Genomic DNA, 20,136 nt, shown 5'->3' on the forward strand with positions numbered 1-20,136 from the left:
TTCTACCTCAGCTTCAGGGTGGCAAGGCCGATCAGCACCAGAATCACGGTGATGATCCAGAAACGGACGATCACGCGCGGCTCGGGCCAGCCCTTGAGTTCAAAATGGTGGTGAATCGGCGCCATGCGAAACACACGGCGGCCGGTCAACTTGAAGGAGGCAACCTGGATCACCACGGACAGGGTTTCCATCACGAACACGCCGCCCATGATGAACAGAACGATTTCCTGACGGACGATGACCGCGATAGTGCCCAGGGCCGCGCCCAGCGCCAGGGCGCCAACATCACCCATGAACACCTGCGCCGGGTAAGTGTTGAACCACAAGAAGCCCAGGCCCGCGCCAATCAGCGCACCACAGAAGACAATCAGCTCTCCCGCCCCCGGTACATAAGGAATCAGCAGGTATTCGGCGAACTTCACGTTACCCGACAGGTAGCAGAAGATCCCAAGCGCACCGCCCACCATCACCGTAGGCATGATCGCCAGGCCATCGAGGCCATCGGTCAGGTTGACCGCGTTGCTCGAACCGACGATGACGAAATAGGTCAGGACCACGAAGCCGATGCCAAGGGGAATGCTCACGTCCTTGAGCATCGGGATCAGCAGAGTGGTTTCCACCGGACTCTGGGCAGTCATATAAAGGAAGATCGCCGCGCCCAGGCCGAACACCGATTGCCAGAAATACTTCCAGCGGCTGGGCAGGCCACGGGAATTCTTCTCGATCACCTTGCGATAGTCGTCGACCCAGCCGATGGCGCCAAAGGCCAGGGTCACCAGCAGCACGACCCACACATAGTGGTTGCGCAGGTCGGCCCACAGCAGGGTGCTGATACCGATGGCCGAGAGAATCAGCGCACCGCCCATGGTCGGTGTGCCCGATTTGGACAGGTGAGATTGCGGACCATCGTTACGCACGGACTGGCCGATCTGGCGGTTCTGCAGAGTGCGGATCATCCACGGACCCAGGCACAGCGCCAAAGACAGCGCAGTCAGTACCCCGAGGATCCCGCGCAGGGTCAGGTACTGAAAGACCGCGAAGCCTTTGTAGAACTGTTGCAGGTACTCCGCTAGCAGCAGCAGCATCAATGTTTCTCCGTACTGGAGCCGCACAAAGCCGCGACGATGTTTTCCATCACCGCGCTGCGCGATCCTTTGATCAAAATGGTGGTATTTGGGTCTTGCTCGACGCCCAGGGCGGCAATCAGGTCAGCCTGGCTGGCGAAGTGGCGCGCGTGCTCGCCGAAGGCGGCAACGGCATGAGCCATCATCGGGCCTACGGCGTAGAGGGCCGAAACCTTGCCAGCGGCATATGCACCTACTTCGCGGTGCCCCTGCTCCGCCCACTCGCCCAACTCGCCGATGTCTCCGAGCACCAGGACGGTGCGGCCGGAAAAGCCGGCGAGTATATCAACGGCGGCGCACATTGAGGTGGGGTTTGCGTTGTAAGTGTCATCAATGACCCGCATGCCGTTCTTGGCCAGTTGGGCGACGGTACGCCCCTTGACCGGCTGCACCGCATTCAGGCCGGTGACGATGCCGAACAGCGAGACGCCCATGGCGTGGGCCGCGGCTGCCGCAGCCAGGGCATTGGCAACGTTATGGGTGCCCAGCAGGTTCAATTGCACCGCCTCCACACCCTTGGGGCTGTGCAACTTGAAGGATGGGCAGCCACGGGCATCGCGACCGATATCGGAGGCAAAGAAATCGGCAGAACTGTCAGTCAGGGCGAAGCTCAGCACCTGACGGCCGGCAGCACGGGCCTTCCAGATAGGGAAAGCCTTGTCGTCCAGGTTGAGCACGGCGATCCCGGCGCTATCGAGGCCCTCCAGGATTTCCCCCTTGGCCTCGACAATCTTCTCCGGCCCGCCAAACTCACCGACGTGAGCGGTACCGGCGTTATTGATGATCGCTACGTGGGGGCGAGTCATGGCCACGGTGTAGGCAATCTCGCCGATGCGCGAAGCGCCCAGCTCTATCACTGCGGCTGTGTGTTCCGGGGCCAGTTCCAGCAGGGTCAGGGGCGCACCCAGGTCATTGTTCAGGTTGCCCCGAGTGGCGTGTACCGGACCACGGGTGCGCAGGATGCTGGCGAGCATTTCCTTGACCGTGGTCTTGCCGCTGGAGCCGGTTACCGCAGCGACCGGGCGGCTGAACGCGGCGCGATTGAGCGCACCCAACTGCCCCAGCGCCAGGCGAGTGTCCTTGACCAGCAGTTGCGGCAGCGTGCTGTCGGGAACCTCACGTTCAACCAACGCCGCCACGGCGCCCTTGGCCGCCACTTCATTCAAGTAATCGTGGCCGTCAAAACGTGGGCCGGTCAGAGCAATAAACAGTTGGCCGGCCTGAATCGCCCGGCTATCGATACTGACGCCGCTAAAACGAGCATCGCCCGCGATCAGGCGGGCGTCCAATGGAGCCGAGACCTCACTGAGTTGCAGGGCTTTAAGCATGGCCCACCTCCCACGCGGTCAAGGCTTTGTCCGCCTCGGCGAGATCAGAAAAGTCATGTCGCTGGCCGTTTATTTCCTGGTAATCCTCATGGCCTTTACCGGCCAGCACCACCACGTCATCGGCCGACGCGGAAGCGATCAGGCGAGCAATGGCCAACCCGCGACCGGCTACGAATTTCACCTTTTCTGCCGCGCTGAAGCCGGCACGAATATCGTCGAAGATTTGGGCCGGCTCTTCGCTGCGCGGGTTGTCATCAGTCACCAGCACGCCGTCGGCCAGACGCTCGACCACCTCAGCCATCAACGGACGCTTGCCGCGGTCCCGGTCGCCGCCACAACCGAACAGGCACAGCAGGCGGCCCTTGGCGTGCGGACGCAGGGCCAGCAAGACTTTTTCCAGGGCATCCGGGGTGTGGGCGTAATCCACCACCACCAGCGGCTGAGTACCGCCACCCAGGCGCTGCATGCGTCCGGCGGGGCCTTCAAGCTTGGGCAGGACCGCAAGAATTTCGTCCAGCGCGTATTCAAGACCCAACAACGCACCTACCGCAGCCAGCACGTTGCTCAGGTTGAAGCGCCCGAGCAGGCAACTGCGCAGGTGGTGCTCACCCTGTGGAGTCACCAGGGTCGCGCGCACGCCATCATCGTCAAAACGCGCTTCGCGGCAGTACAGATAAGCAGCGGCGTCTTCGAGGCTGTAAGTGATCAGTCGTGACTCATGTTTGTCCGCCGCCAGTTGCCGGCCAAAATCGTCGTCGAGGTTGATCACCCGGCAACGCAGGTCGTTCCAGGCAAAGAGCTTGGCCTTGGCTGCGCCATAGGCTTCCATGGTCCCGTGGTAATCCAGATGGTCACGGGACAGGTTGGTCAGCACCGCCACATCGAAAGCCAGTGCCGCCACGCGCCCCTGATCCAGGCCATGGGACGAGACCTCCATGGCCACCGCCTTGGCTCCTGCATTCTTCAAGTCCGCCAGGGTGGCCTGCACGGCAATCGGGTTCGGCGTGGTGTGCATCCCGCTTTGCAGCGCGCCATGAAACCCGGTCCCCAGGGTACCTACCAGGCCACAACGCTGGCCGAGCAAATCCAGGGCCTGAGCCACCAGTTGGGTAACGCTGGTCTTGCCGTTGGTGCCGGTCACGCCCACCAGGTTCAACTGGCGGCTCGGGTCACCATAGAAGCGCCCGGCTATGTCCGACAGCTGCGCCGCCAGGCCCTTGACCGGAATCAGCGGTACATCGGTCAGCGGCAACACAGTTGCCCCTTCCACTTCATAAGCCACCGCGGCAGCGCCGCGCTGCAGGGCATCGGCAATGTGCGCACGCCCATCGAACTTGGCGCCGGGCACCGCAAGAAACAGGTCCCCGGCCCGCACGTTACGGCTGTCCAGGGTCAACTCACGAATCAGCAGGTCGCGACCGGCGTGGGCGAAAATCTTGTTCAGGCTAAGAGACATCAGCCGCGCCCTCCATTGGCTCGTACAGGGGTGCCGGATGCGGCGTTGGCCTGCTGCGTGGTCGGCAGGTTGTCCGGGGTGATGTTCATCAAGCGCAGGGTGCCGGACATCACTTTGCTGAACACCGGCGCCGATACCAGGCCACCGAAGTAACCGGCTTTGCTCGGTTCGTCGATCACCACCACGATCGCGTAGCGTGGATCACTCATCGGACCGAAGCCGGCGAACAGCGAGCGGTAGGAGTTCTCGGCGTAGCCCTTGGTACCCACCGAAGTCTTGCGCGCAGTACCACTCTTGCCGGCCACGTGATAGGCCGGAACCTGGGCACGGAATACTCCGCGCGGGGCCTCGATCACTTGCTGCAGCATGCCCTGCATGGTCTTGGCGACATTTTCCGGAATCACCTGGGTGGTCTGCGGAGTCTTGTCGGACTTGATCAGTGTCAGCGGCGCAATACGGCCGTTGTTGGCCAATGCGGAAAAGGCGTGCACCAGCTGGATCGCGGTCACCGACAGGCCGTAGCCATAGGACAGGGTCGCGGTTTCCGCCTTGCGCCATTCGCGGTAGTTCGGCAGGTTGCCGACCCGCTCACCAGGGAAGCCGAGCCCCGTGTCCTGGCCCAGACCGATTTTCTGTGCCAGGCGGAAAATGGTTTCGCCGCCGATATCGAAGGCCACCTTACTCATGCCGACGTTACTGGAGTTGATCAGGATGCCGGTCAGGTCGAGTACCGGACCTTCGGTCTTGGAAACGTCACGGATGGTGTATTTGCCCAACTGCAGGGTGCCCGGGTAGACCTCGACGGTATCGCTGGGCTTCCAGCGTCCGGTTTCCAGTGCGGCACTCATGGAGATCGCTTTCATGGTCGAGCCAGGCTCGAACACGTCGATCATCGCGCGGTTGCGCATCATCGCCGGCTGCAGGTTGCGCCGGTTGTTCGGGTTGTAGGTCGGCTGGTTGACCATGGCCAGGATCTCGCCGGTCTTCACATCCATGATCACCAGGCTGCCAGCCTTGGCACCGTTCTCGACGATGGCGTTGCGCAGCTCGCGGTTGGCCAGGTATTGCAGGCGCAGGTCAATCGACAACGCCAAGGGCTTGCCGGCCTTGGCGTTCTTGGTGACCTGGACGTCCTTGATCAGCCTGCCGCGCCGGTCCTTGATCACCTGGCGCTTGCCCGGAACCCCTGCGAGCCATTCGTCGTAGGCCAGTTCCACCCCTTCGCGACCGCGGTCGTCGATATCGGTGAAACCCACCATGTGCGCGGTTACTTCGCCGGCTGGATAGAAGCGTCGGAATTCCTCGATGCCATAGACACCGGGGACCTTCAGATCCAATACGGACTGGCCCTGTTCAGGCGTCAGGCCTCGGACCAGATAGATGAACTCTTTATTGGCCTGGGCTTCAAGCCGCTCGGCCAGGGCTTTCGGGTCTTGGCCAAGTGCCATGGCCAGCGCCGGCCAGCGATCCTTGGCCAGCTGCATTTCCTTGGCATTGGCCCAGAGGGTGGTCACGGGCGTACTGACGGCCAGAGGCTCGCCATTGCGATCGGTGATCAGACCGCGGTGCGCGGGAATCGGAATGTGCCGGACACTGCGTGCATCGCCCTGCCCCTTGAGGAAGTCACGGTCGACCACTTGCAGGTCGATGATGCGCCAGGCAATCGCCGACACCATGACCGCCAGCAAACCCAGCACTACACGGAAACGCCATGGATAGAGCGCGCCTTCGAGCTTCATGGCGCCACCATGCGGACTTCGGCCGCGCCGGGAATGTGCATTTTCAACTGTTCGGTGGCCAGCACTTCAATGCGGCTGTGAGCAGTCCAGGTGCTTTGCTCAAGAATAAGGCGACCCCATTCGGCCTGGGCTTTGTCACGCACGCTCAACTCGCCGTACAGCGTATTGAGCAACTGACGGTTCCAGTGGGCGCTGTAGGACACCGCAATTGCGGAAACCAGAACGCCGACGAATAGCAGGAACATGAAAAAGCTTCCGCCCGGAAGTGGCTTGGCGAAAAGCTTGCTCACCGAAGCTTCTCCGCGACGCGCATGACGGCACTGCGGGCACGCGGGTTGGCCTTGAGCTCTGCCTCGGAGGCGAACTGCGCTTTGCCGTGGATCTTGATTTTCGGCACAAAGGCTTCGAAACGTACCGGCAGATTGCGCGGCAGGTTGTCCGATTCGCCCTTGACCAGACGACGCATGAACAATTTGACGATGCGGTCTTCCAGGGAGTGGAAGCTGATCACCACCAGGCGACCACCCACTTCCAGGGACTCCAGTGCAGCTTCAAGGCCCGCCTCGAGATCACCCAGTTCATTGTTGACGTGAATGCGCAGCCCCTGGAAAGCACGGGTAGCCGGGTTCTTGCCCTTCTCCCAAGCCGGGTTGGCGACTTTCAACACTTCAGCCAGATCGGCGGTACGCTCGAACGGCTGGATCTCGCGGCGCTCGACCACGGCTCGCGCCATGCGACCGGAGAAACGCTCCTCGCCGTACTCCTTGAATACCCGGGCAATTTCCTCTACCGGAGCGGTGGCGATGAACTGCGCAGCACTGATGCCGCGAGTCGGGTCCATGCGCATATCCAGCGGGCCGTCATTGAGAAAACTGAAGCCGCGTTCAGGGTCGTCCAGCTGCGGCGAAGACACCCCCAGATCCAGCAGGACACCGCTGACCTTGCCCGCCAGGCCGCGTTCGGCAACTTCCGAACCGAGCTCGGCGAAACTGCGCTGTACAACGACAAAGCGGCCGTCTTCGGCCGCTAGCGCTTGCCCGGTGGCAATCGCCTGGGGATCCTTGTCGAATCCGAGGAGGCGCCCCTGGGGCCCGAGCTTGCTGAGAATCAGCCGGCTATGCCCGCCACGCCCGAAGGTGCCATCCAGATAGCAGCCATCAGGACGTACGGCGAGAGCCTCGACGGCTTCGTCAAGCAGTACGGTGATGTGGTTAAAGCCGCTATCAATAGTCACAGGATCAAATCACGCAGTTCATCAGGCATGGCGCCCGGTTGTTGAATAGCTGCCAGGTCCGCTGCGGAAACAGCATTCCAGGCATCCTCGTCCCACAATTGGAACTTGTTCAGTTGGCCCACCAGCATTGCGCGCTTATCCAACTTGGCATATTCACGCAGGCGCGGAGGCACCAGAAAACGACCACTGCCATCGAGTTCAAGGTCGACGGCGTTACCAATCAGCAAACGCTGCAAACGACGGTTCTCTTCACGAAGAGAAGGCAGTGCGCGCAGCTTGGTTTCAATCAGCTCCCACTCATCGAGGGGGTAAACACACAAACAGGGATCAACGGCATCGATGGTGACGATTAACTGCCCGGAACTTCGCGAAACGAGCTCGTCACGATACCGGCTCGGCATGGCGAGACGGCCTTTTGCATCGAGACTGATAGCGTTAGCTCCGCGAAACACGTCAGCGTTTCTCCAAATTTTAGCGTTTTGCGCTCAAAAAACCCACTTCATGCCACTTTCCGCCACTTGCGCACACTATAGGAATGCGCCCACACCACCGTCAAGGCGCGCGGCGACGGAAAAGCCTTATAGAACGGATATTTAGGAGACTTAAAGGAGAGGTAACGGGAATTCGAAGGGTGTTTCAGAGCATCAACTTCCAACAGCTCAATAAGCTGCAGCGCGAAGTTAAAGTAATTTATTAAGAGTAAGATTTTTTCGGTATTACAAAAACGCTTCTGCTATTGATTCAAGCAGGGAGGGAAAAGGTGGAGAGTCGATCTGTAAGCCGGGTTCTGTCGAGGACAGTCATTCCTCTACGATGGCCATCACTGGACATCTTTAGCAACCTACCCGGTTCCAGCGCGGGCCACGCCTTGGAACCCTATTTGGTCTTGCTCCGAGTGGGGTTTACCTAGCCACGAACTGTTACCAGACGTGCGGTGCGCTCTTACCGCACCTTTTCACCCTTACCGGCACCGAAGTGCTTAGGCGGTTATTTTCTGTGGCACTTTCCGTAGGCTCACGCCCCCCAGGCATTACCTGGCACTCCGCCCTATGGAGCCCGGACTTTCCTCCCCCCTCTAATTTTCATAGAGGGCAGCGACTGTCCAATCGACTCTCCGCCGCGCAGGTTAACGGCAGAGCGAACGAAGAACAAGCGCTAAAAGCCTTTGGCCACCCTGCTACGCAATTTATTGTTCTTTCTGTTTATCCAGGGCCACCTGATACAGCACATTCTTGCGCTCGCCAGTGATTTCCGCAGCCAAAGCAGCAGCCCGCTTCAGCGGCATTTCCTTGAGCAACAGGTCGAGGATACGCATCGACTCACTACTGATCGCCTCATCACTTTCCGGTGCTGTCCACCCCGCGACCAGCACCACGCACTCCCCACGCTGCTGATTGCTGTCGGACTCGACGAACTGGCGCAGCTCGGAAAGTGGCAGCCCCTTCAGGGTCTCGAAGGTCTTGGTCAATTCACGCGCCAGCAATGCCGGCCGCCCACCACCGAATACCGACTCCATATCCTGCAGGCATTCAAGTATGCGATGCGGCGCCTCATAGAAAATCAGCGTACGCGGCTCTTCCTTGACCGCTTCCAGGCGCGCCCTGCGCCCGACCGCCTTGGCCGGCAGAAAGCCTTCGAAGATGAACCGGTCCGAAGGCAAGCCCGCCGCCGACAACGCCGCGATCAGAGCACAGGCCCCCGGTACTGGAACCACGTTGATACCCGCCGCCCGCGCCTGGCGCACCAGGTGGTAGCCGGGATCGGAAATCAGCGGCGTGCCCGCATCGGAGATCAAGGCGACATTATCCCCAGCCAGCAGACGAGTAATGAAGCGACTGCCCTCATCACGTTCGTTGTGCTCATGGCAGGCAGCCAGGGGCGTGGAAATACCAAAGTGCTGCATCAGGCGCTGGGAATGCCGGGTATCTTCGGCAGCGATCAACGACACCTCGCGCAACAGCTTCAAGGCCCGGGCGCTGATATCGTCCAGGTTGCCGATGGGCGTCGCCACCACATAAAGCGAGCCAGCAGCGGAATTCAAAGGACCTGGAGCAGTCAAAGCGCACACCTCTTGATCGGCAAAAGCGCCATTGTAGCGCGTTGAAGCATTCTCAATACGCCTTGCGATCAGCCGGTATGGCGCTGCGCTGCGACCTTTCAGGCAGCCAAGCAACATTTGCTTGAGCTAAATCGACGGTTTATCGCCAGTAACATCGCACCCCAGCCAGCGCTTGGGTACAATTCCACGCTCATTTGATCGAGTATCAGGAACACTTACATGATCGCTTGCCTGCGGCTGTTTCTTGCCCTCTGCCTGGCTACCCTTCTGGTGGCTTGCGCCAGCTCGCCCTCTTCCAGCCTTGGCGAACTTCCACGGACACCGGATGCCAGTATCGAGCAACTGCTCGAACAGGCCGCCACCAGCAAAACTCCGGAAAAAGCAGCCCTGCTGCGCCTGAGCGCCGCCGACCTGGCGTATCGTCAAGGCAATGCCGGACGCGCCGGACAAATCCTGCAGCAAGTGCCGCTGGATCAACTCAAGCCTGCCCAGCAAATCTTCGCCAGCACCCTGTCCGCAGAGCTGGCCCTGGTGCGCAACCAGCCAAAGGCTGCCCTCACCGCACTGAGCCATCCAAGCCTGCAACACCTGAGCGAACTGCCGGCAGCTCAACAGATTCGCACCGGCAGCGTTCATGCTCGCGCACTGGAAGCCGACGGCCAGACATTGGCCGCCGCCAAAGAGCGCATCGTTATCGCGCCCTTGCTCAAGGATGATGCAGCAGCCAAAAACCACGAAGCCATCTGGGCACTGATTGCCGCCCTGCCGACCGATCAGTTGCAGCCTGCCGGCAATGACGACCTGGCCGGCTGGATGAGCCTGGCCCTGGCAGTCAAGAGCGCCGGCACCTTGGAACAGCAGCAGGCAGCCATCGATACCTGGCGCGCCCAGAATCCAAAGCACCCGGCAGCCATTCAACTGCCCCAACCCCTGATCAAGCTCAAGGAACTGGCCAGCCAGCCGGTATCGAAAATTGCCTTGCTGCTGCCACAGGACGGCCCCCTCGCATCGGTTTCCAAAGCACTGCGCGAAGGTTTCATGGCTGCTCACTACCAGGCTCAGCAAGCCGGACAGAATCCACCCAGCATCGAGTTCTATGACAGCTCGCGCCTAAGCTCGCTGGATGACTTCTACCGCAAGGCTCAGGCCGCTGGCGTGCAACTGGTCGTCGGCCCACTGGAAAAACCCCTGGTCAAGCAACTTGCCGCTCGCCCGCAACTGCCGATCACCACCCTGGCCCTGAACTACAGCGAAGGCGAACAAGGCCCGGCGCAGTTGTTCCAGTTCGGCCTGGCAGCCGAAGACGAAGCCCGCGAGGTTTCCCGTCGCGCCCGCGCCGACGGCCTGCACCGCGCCGCCGCTCTGGTTCCGAAAGGCGAATGGGGCGATCGCGTGCTCAAGGCATTCCGTCAGGATTGGGAAGCCAACGGTGGTAGCGTAATCGGTATCGAACGCGTCGATCAGCCCGTCGCCCTGGCACAGCAGATTGCCGACCTGTTCCAGCTGCGCCAGAGTGAAGGCCGCGCCAAGAGCCTGCAGAGCACCGTAGGCACCCAGGTAGCCGCACAGCCATCACGTCGCCAGGATATCGAGTTCATTTTCCTCGCCTCCACTCCGCAACAGGCTCAGCAGATCAAGCCGACCTTGAACTTCCAATACGCTGGTGATGTACCGGTCTACGCCACCTCCAATGTGTTCAGCGCCAGCGGCGACCAGAACCAGTACAACGACATGAACGGCGTGATGTTCTGCGAAACCCCATGGCTGCTGGATGCCAACGGCCCGCTGCGCCGCCAGGTCACCGCACAATGGCCGCAAGCTGGCGGCAGCCTAGGGCGCCTGTATGCCATGGGCGTCGACGCCTACCGATTGGCGCCACGCCTGGGCCAACTCAAGGCCCTGCCAGACAGCCGGATAGAAGGTGAATCCGGCAGCCTGGGCATGGCTGCCGGGCAACGCATCGAGCGTCAGCTGCCATGGGCCAAGTTCGTCGGGGGCCAGGTGACCCGCCTGCCCGACACGCCGCGCTAATGCTCCAAGGATCAAGCCAGCACAGCGGACGAGATGCCGAAAGCCAAGCGCTTCGGCATCTCCAACAGCACGGACTGCGCCTGCTGGCGCAGAACTGGTTGTGTAAACGCGGCGAGCTTGATCTGGTCATGCTTGACGGCGATACAGTAGTATTCGTCGAAGTCCGCTACAGAAAACACACGCAATGGGGTGGCGCACTGGGCAGTATCGATGGGCGCAAGCGTCAAAAACTGATCCTTGCCGCGCAGCTTTTCCTGCAAAGCGAATCACGCTGGTCCAGCCATCCTTGCCGTTTCGACGTGGTCGCCATTGACGGCGCCTCGGGTGCAGAAGCCCGCTTGAACTGGCTACGCAATGCCTTCGACAGCTGAAAGAAGCCCTCAGGCCGCACCCATTTTCACTCAACTTTTTTGCTCTTTGCTTTGCGGGCTGCACATTTACGTGCCACCAAGCCGCGCCACTTAAGGTCACACAGATGGACATGCAATCCCGAATTCGCCAGCTTTTTCAGGCCAGCATCGACACCAAGCAACAGGCGATGGACGTACTTGCACCGCACATCGAGCAAGCCAGCCAGGTCATGGTCAACGCCCTGCTCAACGAGGGCAAGATGCTCTCTTGCGGCAACGGCGGCTCCGCCGGCGATGCCCAGCATTTCTCCTCCGAACTGCTCAACCGCTTCGAGCGCGAACGCCCGAGCCTGCCGGCCATTGCCCTGACTACCGACAGCTCTACCATTACCTCGATCGCCAACGACTACAGCTACAACGAAGTCTTCTCCAAGCAGATCCGCGCCCTGGGCCAGCCCGGTGACGTATTGCTGGCGATTTCCACCAGCGGCAACTCCGCAAACATTATTCAAGCGATCCAGGCCGCACATGATCGCGAAATGATTGTCGTAGCATTGACCGGTCGTGACGGCGGCGGCATGGCTTCCCTGCTGCTGCCTGAAGATGTCGAGATCCGCGTACCGGCCACCGTCACTGCACGCATTCAAGAAGTCCACCTGCTGGCGATCCATTGCCTCTGCGATCTGATCGACAGCCAATTGTTCGGGAGTGAAGAATGACCCCTAATCGCCTTGGCCTCCTGGCCTTGACCTTGTGCCTGAGCATCACTGGTTGCAGCTCGGTGATTACCGCCACCCGCGACAAACCCATCGATGATGACCGCGGCACCCGCACCTTTGGCAGCAAGATCGACGATTCGCTGATCGAGACCAAAGTCGCCGTCAACGTCGCCAAAGCCAGCCCAGACCTGGAAAACAACTCGCACATCGTTGTCACCAGCTTCAACGGCATCGTCCTGCTGGCCGGACAAACACCCCGCCCGGACCTCAAGGCCATGGCCGAACAGGCCGCCAGCGAAGTGCAGCGCGTCAAGAAGGTGCACAACGAACTGCAGGTACTGCCACCTTCCGGCTTCCTGGCCCGCCAGAACGATGGCTGGCTGACCACCAAGATCAAGACCCAGATGCTCACCGACGCCAGCGTGCCCGCCTCGCGAATCAAGGTGGTGACCGAGAACGGCATCGTCTACCTGCTGGGCTTGCTGACCCAACAGGAGGCCACCCAGGCCACCAACCTGGTTCAAGGCGTGTCCGGTGTGCAGAAGATCGTCAAACTGTTCGAATACATCGACTGACACACAACCGCGAGATACAAAAAAGGCGATCCGGATGGATCGCCTTTTTTATTACTTGACCACTTTCAAGCTCGGTCGGCCACTGGGGCGCGGCGGCTCACTGTCCGGTGGCGGCAGGTCGTCATCCGGCTCGAGATCATCCTCTTCATCCAGAGGCGACTCCAGATCGAAGACCATGCCCTGGCCATTCTCACGGGCATAGATCCCCAAGATCGCCGCAACCGGCACATGCAGGCTGTGCGGCACACCACCGAAGCGCCCTTCGAAGGTCACTACGTCGTTATCCATATGCAGATGACGCACGGCACTGGGAGAAATGTTCAGGACGATCTGCCCATCACTGGCAAAGCCCTGGGGCACCTGCACTGCCGGATAGTCAGAATTGACCAGCATGTGCGGGGTGCAATCGTTGTCCACAATCCACTCATAGAGCGCGCGGACCAGATAAGGTCGACTGGAGTTCATAGCGGCTCCTTAAGCCTCAGCGCATATCGCGTTCGACACCAGACAGACTCGCCTGGAAAGCCTCACGCGCAAATTGGCGTTCCATATAATCAAGCAACGGCTTGGCCTGCCGCGGCAGTTCGATACCCAGGACCGGCAATCTCCAGAGTATGGGCAGTAGGCAGCAGTCCACCAGACTTTGTTCCTCACTGAGGAAAAATGGCTTGTCGGCAAACAAAGGAGAAACACCCGTCAGGCTTTCACGCAATTCCTTGCGCGCCTGCACTCGAGCAGCCTCCTTGGTCCGCGGATCAAGAATCAGATCCACTTGCCCGCACCAGTCACGCTGGATCCGGTGTATCAGCAGACGGCTGTTGGCTCGCGCCACAGGATAAACCGGCAGCAGTGGCGGATGCGGATAACGCTCATCCAGGTACTCCATCACCACTGTCGACTCCCACAACGCCAGGTCGCGGTCGACCAGCGTTGGCAAGCTCCCATAAGGGTTCACTTCGATCAGCTTCGGCGGCTGACGCCCCGCCTCCACACTGATGATCTCGGCGCTGACACCCTTCTCTGCGAGCACAATGCGCACCCGGTGGGAATAGTGGTCGGCGGGGTCGGAGTAACAGGCCAACCGATTGGTCACGCCCATGGCGATCCTCCTCGCTTGTTGAAATTATCGGAAGCAGAAAAAACGAGCGCGCCCTCAGGGCGCCTCTGGTAACCCCCGAATGATACAGGGTTGTTACAGTTTCAGAGACGCCCTTGGGCGCGCACGTTCAACAACTGATGCTTAAAACGCTATCAATGCACATCCTTCCAGTATTCGCGCTTGAGCAGATAGGCGAACACGAAGAAGAAGGCCAGGTACAGCAGTACGTAGGTACCGATGCGCTGGTGCTGCAGCTTGACCGGGTTGGCCGAGTAAGCCAGGAAGGTCACCAGGTTCTTGACCTTCTCGTCGAACTGAGCCTCGTTGAGAGTCCCGGTGTTCTCCTTGATGGTCAGCTGGTCACAGGCTTCATGAGTCAGCGGCGTGCCAGTCAGCGGATCGTATTGCTTCTTGCCGTCTTCGACGATCTGCACCTGCTTGCAACCGATCACCTGGCGACCCTGCAGGCCAACCAGAACGTTAGGCATGCCCACGTTCGGGAAAACCTTGTTATTCACACCCCAAGGGCGCGCCGGGTCCTCATAGAAGGACTTGAGGTAGCCATAGAGCCAGTCGGTACCCCGCACACGGGCCACCAGGGTCAGATCCGGTGGCGCAGCGCCAAACCAGGTCTTGGCATCTGCCGGCTGCATGCCGATGTTCATGTGGTCACCGATCTTGGCGCCGGTGAAGACCAGCTTGCTCAACATCAGATCGTGAGGGATACCCAGATCGTCGGCAACCCGCTCATAACGCTGGAACTTTGCGCTGTGGCAGCCCATGCAGTAGTTGGCAAAGGTACGCGCGCCGTCTTGCAGGGCAGCTTTGTCGGCCAGGTCGATATCGACCTTCTCCAACTCAGGGCCGCCGTGCTCGGCCGCGAAAGACAATACAGGCATAGCAGCAAGAATCAGTACAGCAAATAGCTTTTTCATCAGCCAGTCACCCTTTCCGGAACCGGTTTGGTCTTCTCGAGCCTGGTGTAGAACGGCATCAGAATGAAGTAGGCGAAGTACAGGAAGGTACATACCTGCGACAGCAGCGTACGGCCCGGAGTCGGTGCCAATACACCCAGCACCCCCAGGATCACGAACGAGATGCAGAACACCAGCAGCCAGATCTTGCTCAGCCAGCCTTTGTAGCGCATGGACTTGACCGGGCTACGGTCGAGCCAAGGCAGCACGAACAGCACGGCAATGGCAGCACCCATGGCAATGACGCCCATGAGCTTGTCCGGCACCGCACGCAGGATCGCGTAGAACGGGGTGAAGTACCAAACCGGAGCAATGTGCTCAGGCGTCTTGAACGGGTTGGCCTGTTCGAAGTTCGGCTTCTCGAGGAAGTAGCCACCCATTTCCGGGAAGAAGAACACGATCGAGCAGAAGATGAAGAGGAACACCACTACGCCGACGATATCCTTCACGGTGTAGTAAGGGTGGAAAGGAATACCATCCAGCGGGATGCCGTTCTCATCCTTGTTCTTCTTGATGTCGACGCCATCCGGGTTGTTCGAACCCACTTCGTGCAGTGCCAGGATGTGCAGCACCACCAGACCGAGGATCACGATCGGCAGGGCAACAACGTGCAAGGCGAAGAAGCGGTTCAGGGTGATACCGGAAATCAGGTAGTCACCGCGGATCCACTGAGTCAGGTCGTCGCCGATGACCGGGATCGCACCGAACAGCGAGATGATCACCTGGGCGCCCCAGTAGGACATCTGGCCCCACGGCAGCAGGTAGCCCATGAAGGCCTCGGCCATCAGTGCCAGGTAGATCAGCATGCCGAACAGCCACACCAGCTCACGGGGCTTCTGGTAGGAACCGTAGAGCAGGCCACGGAACATGTGCAGATAGACCACGATGAAGAACGCCGAAGCGCCGGTGGAGTGGAGCAGACGCAGGATCGCGCCGTACTCGACGTCGCGCATGATGTATTCAACGGAAGCGAAGGCCTCTTCCGCCGAAGGGGTGTAGCTCATGGTCAGCCAGACACCGGTTACGATCTGGTTGACCAGAACCAGCAGCGCCAGGGAGCCAAAGAAATAGAAGAAGTTGAAGTTCTTCGGAGCGTAATACTTGCTGAGATGGTCTTCCCACATCTTGGTCGCGGGGAAGCGCGCATCAACCCAATCCATGAACTTGCTCATCACGCTTTCTCCGTGTCGACGCCAATGACGATGATGTCATCCGACTCATAGGAATGCGGGGGTACTGGCAGGTTCAAAGGCGCAGGTTGCGACTTGTAGACGCGACCAGCCAGATCGTAGTGGGAACCGTGGCAAGGGCAGAAATAGCCACCTACCCAGTCCTTGCCCAGATCCGCGGGCGCCACTTCAGGACGGAAGGTCGGAGAACAGCCCAGGTGGGTGCAGATACCGATCAGCAGCAGAATCTCTGGCTTGATCGAACGCACTTCCGGGTCGACGTAGGTTGGTTGTACTGAGTTCTTGGAGTCAGGGTCAGACAACTGGCCCTCGATCTTTTTAAGATTCCCCAGGATTTCCTCGGTACGGCGGACGATGAATACCGGCTGACCACGCCATTCAGCAATCATCTGCTGACCTGGGTCGATCTTGCTGATATTCACCTTCACCGGTGCACCTGCGGCTTTCGCCTTGGCACTGGGAAACCATGACCCCACGAACGGGACCGCAGCCCCCACCGCTCCAGCAGCACCCACCACGGATGTGGCTGCTACTAGGAAGCGACGCCGGCCTGCATTCACGCCGTCATTGCTCATTCAGTCCTCTCCCATCAGCTTTGTGGCCTGTTAAATCAGGCATCTACTAAGTAAAAATCTGAACTTATAAAAATTTTGCCGAATGGTAATGAAAAGCCCCTATTCTGACAAGGTAATTACCAAGCCGAGCCGGCCCGAAGCCTTGCAGTATAGGGCCTCCGCGGATGTGGCAAGTTGTCACAGAGCAAATTCTAGACAATAAAAAACGCCCAGCTCCGCGAGGAGACTGGGCGTTTTTGAACGCAGTAGCGAATTAACGCTTGGAGTATTGCGGACGCTTACGCGCTTTACGCAGACCCACTTTCTTACGTTCAACTTCACGTGCGTCACGGGTTACGAAACCAGCTTTACGCAGCGCGCTGCGCAGAGTTTCGTCGTAATCCATCAGAGCGCGAGTGATACCGTGGCGGATTGCGCCAGCTTGACCACTTACACCGCCGCCGATAACGGTGACGTAGATATCGAACTTTTCAACGGTCTCGGTCAGCTCCAGCGGTTGACGAACTACCATGCGGGCAGTTTCGCGACCGAAGAAGTTATCCAGGGAGCGGTTGTTGATCGAGATGTTGCCAGTGCCCGGACGCAGGAAAACGCGTGCGGTTGCAGTCTTGCGACGGCCAGTGCCGTAATTTTGAGTCGCCGACATAATGAACTATTCCGTTAAATCTTCAGTTCTTGGGGCTGCTGAGCAGTATGAGGGTGTGCAGCGCCCGCATAGACTTTCAGCTTACGGTACATGTCGCGACCCAGCGGGTTCTTAGGCAGCATGCCTTTTACCGCGGTCTCGATCACGCGCTCAGGGGCTTTGGCGATCAGCTTTTCGAAGTTGATCGACTTGATGCCGCCCGGGAAACCGGAGTGGGAGTAGTACATTTTGTCAGTGGTTTTAGCGCCAGTAACACGTACCTGCTCGGCATTGATCACGACGATGTAGTCGCCGGTGTCAACGTGAGGAGTGTACTCAGGCTTGTGCTTGCCACGCAGACGGCTCGCGATTTCGGTGGCCAGACGACCCAGGGTCTGACCAGCAGCGTCGACGACGAACCAGTCGCGCTTTACTGTTTCCGGTTTAGCAGTAAAAGTTTTCATTCTTTATAGCCTCAGGGGCCGCCCAGCAAAATAGACGGCGGATCTTACTGAATAGTGCTTACTTTGACAAGGTCAAAGGCAGCCGGACACAGACGCTATCGGGGGCTCGGGTCAGCGCGTCTGATATACGGCAAGATTCTTCGGCAGGCGGCGCATCACTTCCACTGCAGAAAGAGCTGCCGAATTATGCAGATTGCGAAAAAAATTTCAACCTGCTTTTATGATTGTTTTGCCAAGGGAGCACCCGATGGACTACCGCCAGCTGGGCCGAACCGATCTGAATGTGAGTGCAATTTGCCTGGGCACCATGACCTGGGGCGAGCAGAACACCGAGGCTGAAGCCTTCGCTCAGATCGAGCGGGCCAAGAACGCCGGAATCAACTTCATCGACACTGCCGAGATGTACCCGGTGCCGCCAAAGGCCGAAACCTACGCCACCACCGAGCGCTATATCGGCAACTGGTTCAAGCAGCGTGGCGACCGCGCCGACTGGGTCCTGGCCAGCAAGATCGCAGGTCCGGGCAACACCATCGACTACATTCGCGACAAACAGCTCAAGCACAACCGCAAGCATATAGTCGAAGCCGTGGATGCCAGCCTCAAGCGCCTGCAGACCGACTGGATCGACCTGTACCAACTGCACTGGCCCGAGCGCAGCACCAACTTCTTCGGCCAACTGGGCTACAAGCACCAGGCCGATGAAGACTTCACTCCGCTGGAAGAAACCCTCGAAGCCCTGGACGAGCAGGTCAAGGCCGGCAAGATCCGCCATATCGGCCTGTCCAACGAAACGCCATGGGGCACCATGAAGTTCCTTGCCCTGGCCGAGAGCCGTGGCTGGCCGCGGGCGGTTTCGATCCAGAACCCCTACAACCTGCTCAACCGCAGCTTCGAAGTAGGCCTGGCGGAAATTGCCATTCGTGAACAATGCGGTCTGCTGGCCTACTCTCCTCTGGCCTTTGGCTACCTGTCCGGCAAGTACGAAGGCGGCGCGCGGCCAGCCAAGGCACGGCTGAGCCTCTACAGCCGCTTCAGCCGCTACTTCAACCCTCAGTCGGAAGCGGCCTGCAGCCGTTATGTGGCGCTGGCTCGCGAGCACGGCCTGGATCCGGCACAAATGGCCCTGGCCTTCGTCACTCAACAGCCGTTCGTGACCAGCAACATCATCGGCGCCACCACTCTGGAACAGCTGGACAGCAACATCGCCAGCGCCGCCTTGAAGTTGTCGGAGGAGATCCTCGCCGGGATCGAGGCAATCCACAAGGATCACCCCAACCCCGCGCCTTAATAGGCCCACAGTTGCTGGCTTGCCAGCGAATGGATACGTCGCACAACCCGCTTCGCACCCTTCGCCGGCGGCCCCCGTCCTATAGTGAGCGGGCAATGATCTCCTTCATGATCTCGTTGGTCCCGGCATAAATGCGCTGCACCCGGGCATCGGCCCAGGCCCGGGCCACCGGGTACTCCCACATGAAGCCGTAGCCGCCGTGCAACTGCACGCATTCATCAAGCACCTTGCACTGCAGGTCAGTCACCCAGTACTTGGCCATGGCCGCCGTCGGCACATCGAGCTTGCCCTGCAAGTGCAGCTCCAGGCAGCGATCGACAAATACCCGGCCGATCTGAATTTCCGTGGCCATTTCCGCCAGCTTGAAACGGCTGTTCTGGAAATCGGCAATTGCCTTGCCGAAGGCTTTGCGTTCGCGGGTGTATTCCAGGGTCCACTGCAATGCAGCCTCGGCACTGGCCAGGCCACCAATGGCCACGGTCAGGCGCTCCTGGGGCAACTCCTGCATCAAATAGGCAAATCCTGCCCCAGCCTGCCCCAGCAGATTCTCCTTGGGCACTCGCAAATCCTGGAAGAACAGCTCGGAGGTGTCCTGAGCCTTCATTCCCACTTTCTCCAGGCGCTTGCCCTTGGAGAACCCGGGAGTATCGGCCTCAACCAGAAACAGACTGGTGCCCTTGGCTCCGGCCTTGGGATCGGTCTTGGCCACGACTATCACCAGGTCCGCCAGGTAGCCGTTGGTAATAAAGGTCTTGGAACCATTGATCACGTATTCGTCGCCATCGAGCACTGCCGTGGTCTTCACCCCTTGCAGGTCGGAGCCCGCCCCCGGCTCGGTCATGGCAATGGCCGTGACCATTTCCCCCGAGACCAGCCGGGGCAGGTACTTGTGCTTCAGCGACTCACTGCCGTAATGCAGGATGTAGGGCGCGACAATGTCCGAATGCAGGGAAAAACCAATGCCCGTCAGGCCCAGCCGGCCAATCTCCTCGATCACCACCGCGCTGTAGAGAAAGTCCGCCCCCAGGCCGCCGTACTCCTCGGGAATGTGCGAACACAGCATTCCGGCCTCCCCCGCCTTGCTCCACAGCTGACGGTCGATATAGCCCTGTTTTTCCCATTCGCCATGGAAGGGCACTGCCTCTTTCTCAAGGAATGTACGCACGCTGTCACGGAAGAGTTCGTGCTCGGAGCTGAACAAGGTTCTAGGGATCATGCAGGCACCTGTGATGATTATTGATCATGGGTTGGCTGCCAGAGCCTAAGGCTAGCCACCTGCACGGGACACTGGACACATCCGACAAAA

The 20,136-nt window shown here is 59.7% G+C and carries 21 protein-coding genes and 1 other RNA gene; 5 read left to right on the plus strand and 17 right to left on the minus strand.

The features are described from left to right. Positions 1 to 2: 2 nt before the first annotated feature. The 9 genes from mraY to rsmI form a co-directional block, all read right to left on the minus strand. Positions 3 to 1,085: a phospho-N-acetylmuramoyl-pentapeptide-transferase gene (mraY, locus tag KI242_RS25875; protein WP_011063313.1), complete on the minus strand. Its 1,083-nt coding sequence runs from the start codon at positions 1,083 to 1,085 to the stop codon at positions 3 to 5. Continuing rightward, positions 1,085 to 2,452 (minus strand): UDP-N-acetylmuramoyl-tripeptide--D-alanyl-D-alanine ligase, encoded by a 1,368-nt coding sequence (gene murF, locus KI242_RS25880; RefSeq protein ID WP_015636930.1) that lies wholly within the window; start codon positions 2,450 to 2,452, stop codon positions 1,085 to 1,087. The genes mraY and murF overlap by 1 nt, the downstream gene beginning before the upstream one ends. Further along, a complete protein-coding gene (locus KI242_RS25885) occupies positions 2,445 to 3,908 on the minus strand; it encodes a UDP-N-acetylmuramoyl-L-alanyl-D-glutamate--2,6-diaminopimelate ligase (protein WP_212805662.1) in 1,464 nt (487 codons plus the stop codon). The genes murF and KI242_RS25885 overlap by 8 nt, the downstream gene beginning before the upstream one ends. Continuing rightward, a complete protein-coding gene (locus KI242_RS25890) occupies positions 3,908 to 5,647 on the minus strand; it encodes a penicillin-binding protein 2 (RefSeq protein WP_011063316.1) in 1,740 nt (579 codons plus the stop codon). The genes KI242_RS25885 and KI242_RS25890 overlap by 1 nt, the downstream gene beginning before the upstream one ends. Then, complete coding sequence (gene ftsL / locus KI242_RS25895; RefSeq protein ID WP_011063317.1) at positions 5,644 to 5,937, minus strand: cell division protein FtsL; 294 nt, start codon at positions 5,935 to 5,937, stop codon at positions 5,644 to 5,646. The genes KI242_RS25890 and ftsL overlap by 4 nt, the downstream gene beginning before the upstream one ends. Next, a complete protein-coding gene (rsmH, locus tag KI242_RS25900; protein WP_085983368.1) occupies positions 5,934 to 6,875 on the minus strand; it encodes a 16S rRNA (cytosine(1402)-N(4))-methyltransferase RsmH in 942 nt (313 codons plus the stop codon). Before rsmH ends, ftsL begins: the two co-directional genes overlap by 4 nt. A gap of 2 nt (positions 6,876 to 6,877) precedes the next feature. Next, the gene (gene mraZ / locus KI242_RS25905) at positions 6,878 to 7,333 is read right to left on the minus strand and encodes a division/cell wall cluster transcriptional repressor MraZ (protein WP_011063319.1); all 456 of its coding nucleotides are present in this window, start codon (positions 7,331 to 7,333) and stop codon (positions 6,878 to 6,880) included. Between the two features lie 308 nt (positions 7,334 to 7,641). Continuing rightward, positions 7,642 to 7,995: RNase P RNA component class A (rnpB, locus tag KI242_RS25910), an RNA gene on the minus strand. Between the two features lie 72 nt (positions 7,996 to 8,067). Next, positions 8,068 to 8,940: a 16S rRNA (cytidine(1402)-2'-O)-methyltransferase gene (gene rsmI / locus KI242_RS25915; RefSeq protein ID WP_041752552.1), complete on the minus strand. Its 873-nt coding sequence runs from the start codon at positions 8,938 to 8,940 to the stop codon at positions 8,068 to 8,070. A 219-nt stretch (positions 8,941 to 9,159) separates the two neighbouring features. Between rsmI and KI242_RS25920 the strand changes: the two genes are divergently transcribed. From KI242_RS25920 to KI242_RS25935, 4 genes are all read left to right on the plus strand, one after another. Then, positions 9,160 to 10,971, plus strand: a complete 1,812-nt coding sequence (locus KI242_RS25920) for a penicillin-binding protein activator (RefSeq protein WP_011063321.1) — start codon at positions 9,160 to 9,162, stop codon at positions 10,969 to 10,971. Further along, positions 10,971 to 11,342, plus strand: coding sequence for a YraN family protein (locus tag KI242_RS25925; protein ID WP_011063322.1), 372 nt, complete (start codon positions 10,971 to 10,973; stop codon positions 11,340 to 11,342). Before KI242_RS25920 ends, KI242_RS25925 begins: the two co-directional genes overlap by 1 nt. Positions 11,343 to 11,446: 104 nt before the next feature. After that, positions 11,447 to 12,040 carry a phosphoheptose isomerase gene (locus KI242_RS25930; RefSeq protein ID WP_015636934.1) on the plus strand — a complete coding sequence of 198 codons (594 nt, stop codon included), beginning with the start codon at positions 11,447 to 11,449 and terminating at the stop codon, positions 12,038 to 12,040. Beyond that, the gene (locus KI242_RS25935) at positions 12,037 to 12,615 is read left to right on the plus strand and encodes a BON domain-containing protein (protein WP_011063324.1); all 579 of its coding nucleotides are present in this window, start codon (positions 12,037 to 12,039) and stop codon (positions 12,613 to 12,615) included. Before KI242_RS25930 ends, KI242_RS25935 begins: the two co-directional genes overlap by 4 nt. 51 nt (positions 12,616 to 12,666) lie before the next feature. On the opposite strand, the gene KI242_RS25940 is transcribed toward KI242_RS25935, so the two are convergent. The 7 genes from KI242_RS25940 to rplM form a co-directional block, all read right to left on the minus strand. Next, on the minus strand, positions 12,667 to 13,080 hold the full coding sequence (locus KI242_RS25940) for a ClpXP protease specificity-enhancing factor (protein ID WP_011063325.1): 414 nt from the start codon (positions 13,078 to 13,080) through the stop codon (positions 12,667 to 12,669). Positions 13,081 to 13,096: 16 nt separating this feature from the next. After that, entirely contained in the window at positions 13,097 to 13,714 is a 618-nt protein-coding gene (locus KI242_RS25945) for a glutathione S-transferase N-terminal domain-containing protein (protein WP_011063326.1), read from the minus strand. Positions 13,715 to 13,866: 152 nt separating this feature from the next. Further along, entirely contained in the window at positions 13,867 to 14,649 is a 783-nt protein-coding gene (locus KI242_RS25950; RefSeq protein ID WP_011063327.1) for a cytochrome c1, read from the minus strand. Beyond that, positions 14,649 to 15,860, minus strand: a complete 1,212-nt coding sequence (locus KI242_RS25955; protein ID WP_011063328.1) for a cytochrome bc complex cytochrome b subunit — start codon at positions 15,858 to 15,860, stop codon at positions 14,649 to 14,651. Before KI242_RS25955 ends, KI242_RS25950 begins: the two co-directional genes overlap by 1 nt. Then, complete coding sequence (gene petA / locus KI242_RS25960) at positions 15,860 to 16,453, minus strand: ubiquinol-cytochrome c reductase iron-sulfur subunit (RefSeq protein WP_011063329.1); 594 nt, start codon at positions 16,451 to 16,453, stop codon at positions 15,860 to 15,862. The genes KI242_RS25955 and petA overlap by 1 nt, the downstream gene beginning before the upstream one ends. 253 nt (positions 16,454 to 16,706) lie before the next feature. Next, positions 16,707 to 17,099, minus strand: a complete 393-nt coding sequence (rpsI, locus tag KI242_RS25965; protein ID WP_003228056.1) for a 30S ribosomal protein S9 — start codon at positions 17,097 to 17,099, stop codon at positions 16,707 to 16,709. Positions 17,100 to 17,113: 14 nt separating this feature from the next. Next, positions 17,114 to 17,542: a 50S ribosomal protein L13 gene (gene rplM, locus KI242_RS25970; protein ID WP_007928449.1), complete on the minus strand. Its 429-nt coding sequence runs from the start codon at positions 17,540 to 17,542 to the stop codon at positions 17,114 to 17,116. Between the two features lie 247 nt (positions 17,543 to 17,789). Between rplM and KI242_RS25975 the strand changes: the two genes are divergently transcribed. Then, positions 17,790 to 18,830, plus strand: a complete 1,041-nt coding sequence (locus KI242_RS25975; protein WP_041119804.1) for an NADP(H)-dependent aldo-keto reductase — start codon at positions 17,790 to 17,792, stop codon at positions 18,828 to 18,830. A 79-nt stretch (positions 18,831 to 18,909) separates the two neighbouring features. Here the strand turns inward: KI242_RS25975 and KI242_RS25980 are convergent, their stop codons facing one another. After that, a complete protein-coding gene (locus tag KI242_RS25980) occupies positions 18,910 to 20,046 on the minus strand; it encodes an acyl-CoA dehydrogenase family protein (protein ID WP_212805663.1) in 1,137 nt (378 codons plus the stop codon). Positions 20,047 to 20,136: the final 90 nt, after the last annotated feature.

This window comes from Pseudomonas sp. Eqa60, from assembly GCF_018326405.1.
GTDB lineage: Bacteria > Pseudomonadota > Gammaproteobacteria > Pseudomonadales > Pseudomonadaceae > Aquipseudomonas > Aquipseudomonas protegens.